Annotated in this window: 12 protein-coding genes; 4 read left to right on the top strand and 8 right to left on the bottom strand. The window is 50.3% G+C overall.

Annotation, left to right across the window (positions count from 1 at the left end; translation table 11 throughout):
* The first annotated feature begins 46 nt into the window (after positions 1 to 46).
* From IE094_RS03525 to IE094_RS03510, 4 genes are read left to right on the top strand one after another with little or no spacing between them, the layout of a single operon-like run.
* Positions 47 to 916 (top strand): DUF1932 domain-containing protein, encoded by an 870-nt coding sequence (locus IE094_RS03525; RefSeq protein WP_229802007.1) that lies wholly within the window; start codon positions 47 to 49, stop codon positions 914 to 916.
* Positions 917 to 928: 12 nt separating this feature from the next.
* Entirely contained in the window at positions 929 to 1324 is a 396-nt protein-coding gene (gene ligA, locus IE094_RS03520) for a protocatechuate 4,5-dioxygenase subunit alpha (protein WP_189639157.1), read from the top strand.
* Positions 1324 to 2178 (top strand): class III extradiol dioxygenase subunit beta, encoded by an 855-nt coding sequence (locus IE094_RS03515; protein WP_189639156.1) that lies wholly within the window; start codon positions 1324 to 1326, stop codon positions 2176 to 2178. Before ligA ends, IE094_RS03515 begins: the two co-directional genes overlap by 1 nt.
* A gap of 1 nt (position 2179) precedes the next feature.
* Positions 2180 to 3127 carry a Gfo/Idh/MocA family oxidoreductase gene (locus IE094_RS03510; RefSeq protein ID WP_189639155.1) on the top strand — a complete coding sequence of 316 codons (948 nt, stop codon included), beginning with the start codon at positions 2180 to 2182 and terminating at the stop codon, positions 3125 to 3127.
* A 31-nt stretch (positions 3128 to 3158) separates the two neighbouring features.
* Here the strand turns inward: IE094_RS03510 and IE094_RS03505 are convergent, their stop codons facing one another.
* The 8 genes from IE094_RS03505 to IE094_RS03470 form a co-directional block, all read right to left on the bottom strand.
* Complete coding sequence (locus IE094_RS03505) at positions 3159 to 3878, bottom strand: TadE/TadG family type IV pilus assembly protein (protein ID WP_189639154.1); 720 nt, start codon at positions 3876 to 3878, stop codon at positions 3159 to 3161.
* 11 nt (positions 3879 to 3889) lie between these two features.
* Positions 3890 to 4447, bottom strand: a complete 558-nt coding sequence (locus tag IE094_RS03500) for a TadE/TadG family type IV pilus assembly protein (RefSeq protein WP_229802063.1) — start codon at positions 4445 to 4447, stop codon at positions 3890 to 3892.
* Positions 4448 to 4465: 18 nt separating this feature from the next.
* Positions 4466 to 6091 (bottom strand): TadE/TadG family type IV pilus assembly protein, encoded by a 1626-nt coding sequence (locus IE094_RS03495; protein ID WP_189639152.1) that lies wholly within the window; start codon positions 6089 to 6091, stop codon positions 4466 to 4468.
* Between the two features lie 408 nt (positions 6092 to 6499).
* On the bottom strand, positions 6500 to 7081 hold the full coding sequence (locus IE094_RS03490) for a DUF3726 domain-containing protein (RefSeq protein WP_229802061.1): 582 nt from the start codon (positions 7079 to 7081) through the stop codon (positions 6500 to 6502).
* The gene (locus IE094_RS03485; protein ID WP_189639150.1) at positions 7081 to 8751 is read right to left on the bottom strand and encodes a hypothetical protein; all 1671 of its coding nucleotides are present in this window, start codon (positions 8749 to 8751) and stop codon (positions 7081 to 7083) included. The genes IE094_RS03490 and IE094_RS03485 overlap by 1 nt, the downstream gene beginning before the upstream one ends.
* Positions 8748 to 9728: a membrane dipeptidase gene (locus IE094_RS03480; RefSeq protein ID WP_189639149.1), complete on the bottom strand. Its 981-nt coding sequence runs from the start codon at positions 9726 to 9728 to the stop codon at positions 8748 to 8750. Before IE094_RS03480 ends, IE094_RS03485 begins: the two co-directional genes overlap by 4 nt.
* A complete protein-coding gene (locus tag IE094_RS03475; protein ID WP_229802006.1) occupies positions 9725 to 10726 on the bottom strand; it encodes an Ldh family oxidoreductase in 1002 nt (333 codons plus the stop codon). The genes IE094_RS03480 and IE094_RS03475 overlap by 4 nt, the downstream gene beginning before the upstream one ends.
* Before the next feature lie 13 nt (positions 10727 to 10739).
* Positions 10740 to 12368 carry an AMP-binding protein gene (locus tag IE094_RS03470; RefSeq protein ID WP_189639148.1) on the bottom strand — a complete coding sequence of 543 codons (1629 nt, stop codon included), beginning with the start codon at positions 12366 to 12368 and terminating at the stop codon, positions 10740 to 10742.
* Positions 12369 to 12372 lie beyond the last annotated feature (4 nt).

Below are 12372 nucleotides of genomic sequence, written 5' to 3'. Positions count from 1 at the left end.
TTCTGTTCTGTCTTGCTAGGACAAACCACCAATGAGGACATCAAACATGAATATCGCATTTATCGGATTCGGAGAGGCAGCATGTGCATTTGCATCCACTTGGGCGTCCGATTGCGTAAAATCGGCGGTTGGGTTTGATATCAAAAACAACGACCCCGCACAGATTGCGATGATGCAGGCACGGTTTGGCGATCACGGCGTGGCGTTTTGCGACATGCTTCAATCTGCGCTGACAAATGCCGATGCGGTGTTTTCGCTGGTCACGGCGGATTGCGCAGAAGCGGCGGCAATTGATGCCGCCAAATACATCAAAAACGGCGCACCGTTTTTCGATTGCAATTCATGTGCGCCCCAAACCAAACAACGATCACGCGATGTGATCAACGCCGCTGGTGGGTGTTATGTGGATGTGGCGGTCATGGCCCCCGTTCACCCTGCGCGCAACAAAACCCCACTGTTGGTATCGGGTGATGATGCGCATGAAGCGGTGGAGATCCTGACCAAATTAAACCTGAACCCCACACACATTGATGGTCCGGTTGGGCGTGCATCATCGGTTAAAATGATGCGATCCGTGGTGATCAAAGGATTAGAGGCGATTTTAACCGAATGTAATTTGGCGGCCAAATCATTGGGTGTCGACGATCTGGTTTGGGACAGTTTGGAAAAATCCAACCCCGAATTTCAATGGGCGGCTAAGGCCGATTACATGGCTGAGCGCATGGCAAAACACGGGGTTCGCCGCGCCGCCGAAATGGCCGAGGTTGCCAAAACAATTTCTGAACTTGGCCTGCCCAATGACATGGCCACAGCGACCACCGCCGCACAGGCACGTATCGGTGCATTGGCAATCGACAGCGATCACATGGATGCGCCAACTTTGCGCGACAATCTTATCAAACATCTGAAAAATTAATCGGAGGAGCATATGACAAAATCAGAGGAATATGACGACATCCCGGGCACAATCGTTTTTGACGCTGATCGTTCTCGCCAAGGATATCATTTAAACATGTTTTGTATCTCGCTCAGAGAACAAAAAAACCGTGATGCGTTCACGGCAGACGCAAGCGCATATCTGGATAAATATCCAATGACACCTGAACAACGCCAGGCTGTTTTGGATCAGGAATGGAACCTGATGTTGGAACTGGGGGGGAATATTTATTACACCTCTAAACTGGCCGCATATCATGGCATCAATTTTCAAGAACTCGCAGGCATCATGACAGGCATGGGATCAACCGATTACCGCGCAATGATGCTGGCTGGTGGTCGCTCTATCGAGGGCAACCGCAACAAAAAAGAATGGGAGGATAAATAATGGCGTGGATCAGTTCAGGCGTTGGATGTTCGCACGTACCCGCATTGGGCGTCGCTGTGGACAAAGAAATCACACAGGATGATTATTACGGCCCGATATTCAAAGGATTTGAATATTCTAAAAAATGGATGGAAAAGGAAAAACCAGATGTGGTTTTTCTGGTCTATAATGACCATTGCACCGCGTTTGATGCATCCTGCATCCCGACCTTCGCGCTTGGCTGTGCAGCAGAATATCAACCCGCTGACGAAGGTTGGGGCCCGCGCCCCGTGCCCGTAGTCAAGGGTAATCAACGCCTATCGAGCCATATCGCGCAATCCTTGATCTTGGATGAATTTGATATGACCATCATGAACGAAATGGAGGTCGATCATGGGTTGACCGTGCCATTATCCATGATGTTTGGCACGCCCGATGAATGGCCATGTCAGGTGATCCCATTGGCAGTGAATGTGGTGCAATACCCGGCCCCCACGGGCAATCGCTGTTACAATCTGGGCAAGGCGATCCGCCGCGCGATCGACAGTTATGACGAAGACCTGAAGGTTTGTATTTTTGGCACAGGTGGCATGAGCCATCAGTTGCAACATGAGCGTGCGGGGTTAATTAATCCCGATTTCGATGCGAAATTCCTCGACTATATCGCCAATGATCCTGTGACGGGATCACAAATGACCCATATCGAATACCTGCGCGAAGCAGGGTCAGAGGGCATTGAATTGGTCATGTGGTATGTGATGCGCGGTGCATTGAATGACGATGTCACCGAAAAGCATCGTTTTTACCACGTCCCCGCATCCAACACCGCCGTTGGTCACATCATTTTGGAAAATCACGCAGAAGGAAAAGCATAAGATGCGTATTTGTGTAGCAGGCGCCGCGGGTGCCTTTGGTATGAAACATTTGGACGCATTGTCCAAGATAGAGGGTGTGGAGGTCACATCCGTGGTTGGGCGCACCAAAGAAAGCATCGAGGCATTCGCTGCCGAACGCGGCATTGGCCATGCGACAACCGACCTGAACGAAAGTCTTTTGCGCGATGATGTGGATGCAGTGATCTTGTCCACGCCTACACAAATGCACGCCGAACAATCATTGGCCTGTATGCGTGCGGGCAAACATGTGATGTGCGAAATCCCGATGTCAGACAACATCGAAGATGCCCGCGCATTGGTTGCCGCACAAAAGGATTCAGGCGTTGTGGGGATGGTGGGCCATGTGCGCCGCTTTAACCCCAGCCATCAATATGTGCATAACAAAATCAAAGCGGGTGAATTCAACATCCAACAAATGGATGTGCAAACCTATTTTTTCCGCCGCACCAACACCAACGCGATGGGCAACCCACGTAGCTGGACAGACCATTTGTTATGGCACCACGCCTGCCACACCGTTGATTTGTTCATCTATCAAACTGGCGAAGCCCCAAGCGAAGTATTCGGCATCCAAGGGCCAAAACACCCTGATCTGGGCATTGCAATGGATATGACAATCGGGATGAAATCACCCAAGGGTGCGATTTGCACATTGTCATTGTCGTTCAACAACAATGGACCGTTGGGAACATTTTTCCGCTATATCGGGGATACCAACACCTATATCGCGCGTTACGATGATCTGGTTGATGGGCATGAAAAACCGATTGATCTGTCCGATGTGGCCGTCTCCAACAACGGCATCGAATTGATTGACCGCGAATTTATCGATGCGATCCGCGAAGGCCGTGAACCAAACAGTTCATTCGCCCAAGGTTTGCCCGCAATGGAAGTGTTACACAAAATCGAAGAGATGATGAGCGTTTAGCCGGTTATTTGGTGGGGGATTATTCCCCTACCTATCCACCATTACCGCCACCATTGCCCGCACCACTGTTGGCGCCGTCATTTGCGTTTGTCGCAACCTCGTCCGCCAACCATTCCGCCTCGGATTCTTGCTCATCCATATCCGCCGTGTCATGTGGATTGCCAGGTTCGGTTGACCCATCATAATTTTCATCAAAATCGGTCAGGGTTGCATGGGTCAATTGCCCCGTAAAACGTGGAATAAACACCGTGTGATTATGAAAATTGGTTTTGGCGATGCCAAAATTACCCAACAATGGTTCAAAATGGCGCGATGTTTCCAACAACACCCATTCGTCACCGTTCACCACCTCTGGGATATAGGCCGCCAACAGCGGGCTATCATTTTTTAAAACACCCCATGCCGTTTCTGTATCCGAACCCAGACCGCGTGCCTCGCTCCAGCGGACGCGGAATGAATTGTTTTCGTTGCGCACAACAGACAGACGCATCCAAGCATTCGCATTATTGCCATAGCCCACGTTTTTATAAACTTGAAACAGGTTATCCGTGAACGCCGTGTTCACCGTGCCAACCCGTGACACCAAATTCGCCACGGTCGCGTTTGCCTTGGACGCCTTGTTATACATCAACAACGCATCGAAACAGACAAAGCTGCCCATTAACATGGCAACCCACAGCGGCAAAAGGAATACAAATTCCGTGGAAACAGCACCTTTGCGGTCTTTGAAAAAGCGATTGAAAAATTTCATTTTCACAACTCCTAACAAGGTTCGTTCACAAATGCCGAAGAGGACAGCAATTGAATTCCACCTGATTCATCTTTTGCCCACGGCATTGCCACACCGACGGGCAAGATCGGATCAACCACCAAACACGCACGCATGAACATAATTTCTGGCGTTGCATTTGGGTCGCCCGCATCACATTGACCAGGGTCAATTTTGTAAACGGGGTGAATGGCATCTTCGGTGCGATCAACACATACAATTCCATCATCCAAACCCGCGTTGGCAACCGTTGAAATCCCGACCTCCAATTTGATGTCTTCGATGCAATCGGACAGTAATGCTTGGCTGCAAATGCGTTGTTTTAAAAAATCATGTGCTTCTTCATCTTGGCGACCATCCAAAATGTCATCCAACATCAAATCGCGCACCACGATATCCACGCCGCGATCCAACTGAATCGCATGAAAGGTGATGAACCCCGTTTCGATGATCCAGAAAAACAGCATGAAAAATAGCGGGGCAACGATGACAAATTCCACCGTGGCGGCGCCATCTTCATCCTTGCGCAATCTTTTGAATATATGTCCCATAATATTCACATCAGACCCTTAGTTTGTTAACTGCAGCTTCTTAATTCCGATGCTGATGTTGTTAAAGATTGATGCGATATCACTTGATGTCGCGGTATAGGCATATGTTGGCCCAGATGAACAATTTGCCATGATTTGCGCGCTGGTTGTTGTCGCCTCATAGGTAATTGTATAAATCGTGATCCCTGCGTTTTTGGCGGCAGTACAGATATTGTTCAAACGGGTGTTTTTCTGAGACCCACTTTTATATGCTTCCATGAAATCCCATGTGCTTCCGCCGAAATTGCGATCGCGAACGTGGTTGTAAACGGTGCGAACACCAAACAATTCGCGCCATGATAATTCACCGTATCCATAACGGTAATTGTTGCGAAAATAATGCGACGAACCTGACTTTTTCCAATACACGTTGGCGTCGCTGCCGTTGGTTTCGTATTGATCTTTCAGGCGGCGTTGCTCGGTGTTGATACCGTCGGTCATTACCACCAAGATTTTATTGCTGCGCGTTCCATTCGCCAACGGGCGATCTTCGAATGCTGGGTCCACATATTGTGAATCCCATGAATTCAATTGCGTCAGTTTTTTGATTGTTGGCTGCATGGATGGATCCAACAATGCCGCGCCCCATTTTACGCCATCATCAATCGAAGTGTTTGTCGTGGCCTCGAATTTGGCCAATTGCGCCTTGAGCGCGGCTTCGTTCTTGGAAACGGGTGTAATCTGTGCCCAATCAAATGCAGGGCAATATGGTGTACGCACCACCTTGTCCGTTTCGCCGTAACCTTGGTTTGTGTAATCGTAATACCCAAACGTGATGTGTTTTTCATATTCTGTTTGGTAATAGGTATTGGTTGGAATACCAGCGGAATTGAACGTGTTATCGCGTAGCTCTAAACAAGTGTTTGGATTTGAATCCAACATGTTATTTTCAACACTTGGCATGATCGTATCATCCATCGCATTCAACAGGTTTTCACCCACATTCACATAGGCCGAATAGGGCACCAAGCTCATTGAAACCATATTGGGATATTGCGTTGAATTTGCAGCCAAAATATTGCCCACAAATGTTTGCGCTGCTGAAACCAAGTTACCAAGTTTGGTATTCCCACGCATTGAACCCGATATATCCAATACCAGCGATACCTCTGACAATGGATTACCCTCTAGCGCGGATGTATATGCACCGATGTTCATGTTGTTTTGCCCCATCATGTGCAAAAACACCGTGTCCATTCCCTGGCTGGTGGTCACGTCAACCTCGCGGGCGTTGGCCACATTGATCGGCGTATTCACGTCATATTCAAAGTCGTACGGCAAATCTGCCTTGGCCATATAAAAATCAACGATTTGTTCCGGGGTGTATGTTGTGCCTTTGAATGTCACATTGCCATCGCCGTCACGTTCAACCGTTTCAGGGTCTGTCGCTTGGAATAACGAAGCGGCGGCCAAGGCAGCGTTATCAATTGTAATTTGCGTCTTTGTGCGCGCGGCCTCGAACCGCGCCACGTCAACGGCGATGCCCGCCAATGCGATCATCACAACAAATGTGACAATGGCGAACAAGGTCAATGTTCCCTCTTCGTCGGCTGCGAATTTATTCTTACGATTAATCACTAACTGATACAAAGATGACAAAACCATAACCCACCCCTATTTTATGCACGGCTCAAATTGAATGTGCTTCAATTGAATAATGTCTGAGAACAACTGCGCGCTCGCGCTTGTCCCAACAGCAGGCACTATTGCCCAAGACATGGGCTTTTTTGGGGTCGAATTAGGCCAGAATGTGGCGGCCCACAAATTCACAAAGCTGATCAATCCTATTTGGCGGGGCAAACTGTGATCAAGCGCAATAAAATAAGCAATTTTAATAAAAATTTAACCTTTTCGACTCGGCACGAGTTCAATCATTACGCGTTCAATTTTTTATAAAAAACATCTAAATATACGCTGATTTATTCAAGTTTTTGCAAAAATGGCGAAAAATTATCAACAAATTCAGTCCGCTTCAGAATCACAAAAAATATCGCCAATTCAACCCTTGGCAGATTAGTCGCCCGCCCCATTGGCCCGTGATTCATCTGAATCTGGCACCATGGTTTTTTGCCCTAGGCGATCCATCACGTCGCAATATTGCGCGGGGTAACAGGGAGATGTGCTTGGGGGGGTAAGGGTGTATTCATCTGCGGTGATCATCACTTGCCCTTGGGCATCCATCGATATGTCGCCGGCGATATAATCCGCCCCCACATCAACCGCCATTCCTGCACCGCTGATATGTAAATTGCGCCCTTGCACCGTCGCCATGCGTTGTACATAGGGCAATAAAAACACCGGTGATTGCACGCCATTGAATTGATGGTGATCATCGCTAAATCCAGATTCTGCGATAAAACATCCCAGATGAAACGGGCAAACCCGTTCTTGGTTCAATGGCCACGATTGCATCGCCAATGCATCAACATGCCCATCCACCGCCTGTAAATATTGCGCCAAAACGGGCTGTGCATTGATCCCATGTGCACACAGCGTGGCACAGGCCTGTGCGATTTCTTCGGCCATGCCCCAACTGTAACCAGCACCGCGCGCACCGCGTTTCACCATTGCAATTGTTTCAGACCGAGATAGCATCAAATCGCCCCCGTTGGTTCTGGATAAACCCAATTTCCTGGGACATACAGTTCATCTGGAAACGGTGCATTTTGAAACATGCAAATGCGCAGCCAGCGATCCGAGCGCGGATCAAAATGCGTGGCCCCAAAGAATGACAATTTACAGCGCAGCATGTCTATTGGCATCATCTGGGCGTGCAATAAATTATCGCGAATTTCCGCATAGGGGAATTTTTCCACCATCTGCACACGGCGCAGGATATGACGATGTTCCGGGTGTTTTCGCAAAAAATGCGCAACGGTTTCATCCTGTGTGATTGCACGGTACAACGCCGCAACATCGCGCCCAATGGCAAGGGGCTGTTCCAATTCATGCCCCTGCTCTGCATCACGTTCTCCCAATCGCGGTTCCAACTTGGCCGCAGATACATACCAAAATCGTGCCTGTTCATCGCCCGCGCCAAAATCGGTTTTCAAGGCCCAATCAAAATGTTTGGCAATCAACGATTTGACGTGACCCATTGCCTGTGTGCCATCAATATAAAAATGCGCGCTTTCATCAATGCTCATGGCATCGGCCAGATCATCCACAACATCACCATATGGTTCCATCAATATTGAAACCACCTGTTCCAACCCCTCGCTGGTTAAATTCTGCGCAGCCCAGCGATACAGACGATCCCACGGGTATGGGGCATCACCAATGCGGGTGATTTCCTTGCACAACATGACCATATCGCTTTGCAGCTCTGTCACCTTGGCGATTTGCATCGGGTGTTGCGAATGCCAATTCATCGCATTGATATGCGCCGATTTTGCATGATGGATCATCACATCGCGTTCCCCGTCCGTCACCGTCTTAATCCCACGCACCCGCGCCAAAGCGGTTTCACGCGCGGCGATCCATTGATGCAACAACGTGGGGTGGTTCACCAAAAACGGTGCCATGCCCAACCCCGTCGAATTGCCAATGCCCAAGGCCCGGCGTAGTTTTGGCGATAATTTAACCGCACGTTTCCCGCCCGCGCATTTCGCATTATGGTCCAGCAAATCCATCACGAAGCAGCGGATCAAATACACCGTCAACATTTCGGCCTGAAACGGGGCGGCAAATTCGGGGCGATCTTGGATTGTGCCGTGATCCGCTGCGCCAAATTTACCAGATCCGTAAACGGCAGTGGTGCGCATCACATAACCGACAGTTTTCAAGCTTTCTGGGTCGGGTTGTCGCCCCGCCGACAAATTCGCCACCACAAAATCCCAGAGCCGTGCAGAACGGTTTGCACGCGACAATGTCAATTCACGCACTGATATGCGCCCAGCTTCTTGCAACGGTACATTTTGCGCCAATCGCGCAATATCATCATCCGTCGGGATGCCATCAAACAACGTAAATGTCGTATCCCACGCGGTGGCGATCACCCGATCGGATCGCATCTCGTCGGGCAAATCATGTGCAAATGCCACCAGCGAATAGGCGCGGCTTGGTCCATGCACGGTGTAAACCGCACGCCCCACACCATTTTCATTCACATGCCAATCGGGCGCATCAAATTGCCAATTTTCATTGCGCATACGGCGCAGCAATATCCGCATAAAGCTTAGCCTTGATTGATGAAAGCTGCCCATACGCGACAGGCGCATCACTTGATCCGCATCGCGCAATGGTATTTCATCGCGCGCTGTCATGCGCCACCAAAACTATCGGCGTAAAATCGATGCCAGTTATCGCCCATCACCTTGTCGATATCACCCTGCGTCATGCCAAGATTGCGTAATCCATCGGCGATATTGCCAAAATCTCGATTATCATTGTACCAGTCGGGCATGGGTGGAAAACCAGCATTGCTGGCTGATCCTTCGCCGTAATCAATGCCCTTGGTCCAGCGCCCAACGCGCATCCATTCGACCACGCTATCGGGTTGGTCTTGGCACAAATCCGTTCCGATCCCGATATGATCAATCCCCATCAAATCGGCAGTATCGATAATCATCTGGCAAAAACTGCCCAGCGTACAATCAGATCCCCCCGCCAGATGGTGTGGATAGATCGAAAAGCCAAGCATCCCACCGCTTGCCCCCAATGCACGCAAAACCGTGTCGGATTTATTGCGTAACGCAGCATGCCAGTTGTGTGGATTGGCATGTGTAATCGCAATCGGGCGCGTTGAATGTTCAATCGCCTCTAACGTGGAACGTTCGCCAGAATGGCTCATATCCACAACGATACCAACACGGTTCATTTCCGCGACCACCTCGCGCCCCATGCGCGTCAGGCCCGTATCATCATCCTCATAACAGCCCGTCGCCAACAGCGATTGGTTGTTATATGTCAGCTGCATAAACCGCACGCCCAGTTGATGCCACACTTGCACCAGCCCAATATCATCCTCGATCGGGCTTGGGTTTTGAAACCCGAAAAAAATCGCGGTGCGATTGGTGTCTCGTGCCAGTTGCACATCATCGGCGTGAAACCCTTGGAAAATCAAATCAGGGAATTGTTCAAAATATCGGTTCCAGCGTTCCACCTGTAACACCGTTTCGCGAAATGTTTCGTGATAGGCGATGGTGACATGCACCGCATCCAACCCACCCGCACGCATTTGGCGAAAAATCTTTTCCGACCAATTGGCATATTGCAGATTATCAATGCGAAACCCGCTCATGCATCTGGCCCCGCCGATAATTCCAACACGCGATTCCAAACATTTGTTTCCACATGTACCGTTGCTGGCATCACAAAATCACTGCCCGGTAATCGCGCACCCTCTTGGGCTGCGACCGCATCAACAATACGTGCAATCCGCGCCCAAAATGCATCGCCTGAAAACACCGTTGGATCCAGCAACAGATAAAACTGCCCTAAATCATGGGGTGCGCCCTCTGGCAGTTTTAGCCCAGCCACATCCAGTGAATTCACAGATCCCGTCATCGCGGCGGCCAGAACCTCTGCCATCAGGCCAAAGCCCCAACCCTTGTACCCCCCCGATGAAACCAACGACCCCTTTAGCGCTTCGCTCGGATCGGTGGTGGGTTTGCCCGCACCGTCCACGGCCCAACCCAGCGGGATGCTTTCGCCTGCGGCCTTGGCCATGGTGATTTTCCCCAAGGCAATTGCGGATGTGCTTTGATCAAATTGGAATGTCACACCGCCGTCTTGTGCGGGGATCGCCATGGCAATCGGGTTCGTGCCCAACACTGCCGTATTTCCATTTGGTGGCGATACAACAGCGGATGCATTGGTAAACCCAATCCCAATCAGCCCCGCATTTGCGATCTGTTCGGTGAAATAACCCAAGGATGTGCAGGTATGCGCATGTGCAATGGCGAATGAACAGGTTCCCATTTCACGTGCGGTTGCGATTGCGCGATCAAACCCACGCGAAAATGCGGCCTGTGCAAACCCAAATTTGGCATCCACCATCACGCTTGCGGGTTTGGGCGTTGAAACAACAGGTTGTGCGGCGCCATTCACACGAACCGTCAACAATTGTTGACAATAGCTTTCTAAATAATACAGCCCACAAATCAGATTGCCCTTGCCCTCGGCCACGCGCACGGCCTTTGCCACCGCATCGGCCACCCAATCCGCCGCACCATGTGCACGCAATGCCTTGGCGGTTGTGGTTTCAATTTCATCCAGCGACAGTTCAATTTTGGACAAGGATATCTCCGTTCTATTCTGGGATCATTTTTCGCAATTCGTATTTTTGTATCTTACCTGTCGCGGTTTTTGGCAATGTGCAGAACACGACATGTTTGGGGCGTTTATACCCCGCCAGATGTTCGCGACAAAACGCGATGATTTCATCACTGGTGGCACTTGCCCCGTCTTTTAGTTCGATAAACGCACAGGGCACTTCGCCCCATTTATCATCCTGTTTGGCAACCACGGCGGCCAAACTAACGGCTGGATGGCGATGCAATGCGCCCTCAACCTCGACCGATGAAATGTTTTCGCCACCTGAAATAATGATATCTTTCAGGCGGTCCTTGATCTGGGCATATCCGCGATCATGCATCACCGCCAGATCACCGGTGCGAAACCAACCATCTGCGAATGCTTCGCGTGTGGCATCGGGGTTTTTCAAATACCCCTTCATCACCGTATTTCCGCGCAGGATCAATTCGCCCATCGCCGCGCCATCGGGCGCATTATCAATATCACCATCGGACACAATGCGCTGGCCTTCCATCATCACCATCGCCGCACCTTGGCGCGATTTGATTTCGGCCTTTTGATCGAACGGCAGATCATCCCAATTGTCATTCCAATTGCACATCACCGTATGGCCATAGGTTTCGGTCAGGCCGTAAACATGGCTGACGTTGAAACCCAATTCTTCGATCCCTTGCAAAACGGCGGCGGGTGGCGGGGCGCCTGCTGTCATGACCTCTACTGTGTGGGGTAATTCGCGCCGTTCATCGTCCGTTGCATTCAACAACATGCTTAACACAATCGGTGCACCGCCAAAATAGCGCACGTCATGATCGGCAAGTGCATCATAAATCACCGATGCCGATAACACCCGTGTACACACGATTGTCCCCGCCAGTGCCGCCATCGTCCATCCATGCCCCCAGCCATTGCAATGAAACAGCGGCACAACATAAACATATTTTGGATTTTGCGGCAGCGACCAATCCGAAATCGTACCCATCGACATCAAATATGACCCACGGTGATGATACACCACTCCCTTGGGCCGCCCAGATGTGCCAGATGTATAATTCAGCGCAATCGCATCCCATTCATCGTCGGGCAGCGACCATTCAAATTCGGGATCACCGCTGGCGATGAATGTTTCATAATCGGTGGAACCAACACGGCGCGGTGCATCGCTATTATGTAAATCGAGGATATCGATCACCAAAATATCGTCACGCCCGATCAATTCCAAAGCGCGCGCGGCATCGGGGGATAGTTCGGCGTCAATGATCAAAACGCGCGCTTCGCCGTGGTTGAGGATATAGGCAATCGTATCCGCATCCAGCCGCGTGTTGATCGTGTTCAACACCGCACCCGCCATCGGCACACCCCATAACACCTCGACCATTTCAGGGGTGTTGGCGGCGACAATCGCCACCGTATCGTTTTTACCAATGCCATGTTTGGTCAGCGCCGATGCCATCTGACGACACCGTCGATACGTATCCGCCCATGTATATTCGCGATCACCGTAAATAATCGATTTGCGATCCCCATGCATCAATGCCGCGCGGGGTAAAAATGACAACGGCGACAAGGGCACATAATTCGCAGGTGTTTTTTCAAACACATCGAATTTATCGGCTGTATAGTCCATGCCC

Origin of the sequence: Paramylibacter ulvae (genome assembly GCF_014652655.1) — a bacterium.
In the GTDB taxonomy this organism is placed as follows: domain Bacteria; phylum Pseudomonadota; class Alphaproteobacteria; order Rhodobacterales; family Rhodobacteraceae; genus Amylibacter; species Amylibacter ulvae.
The sequence above is the reverse complement of the archived record's forward strand: the minus strand, read 5'-3'. Positions and strand labels throughout refer to the sequence as shown.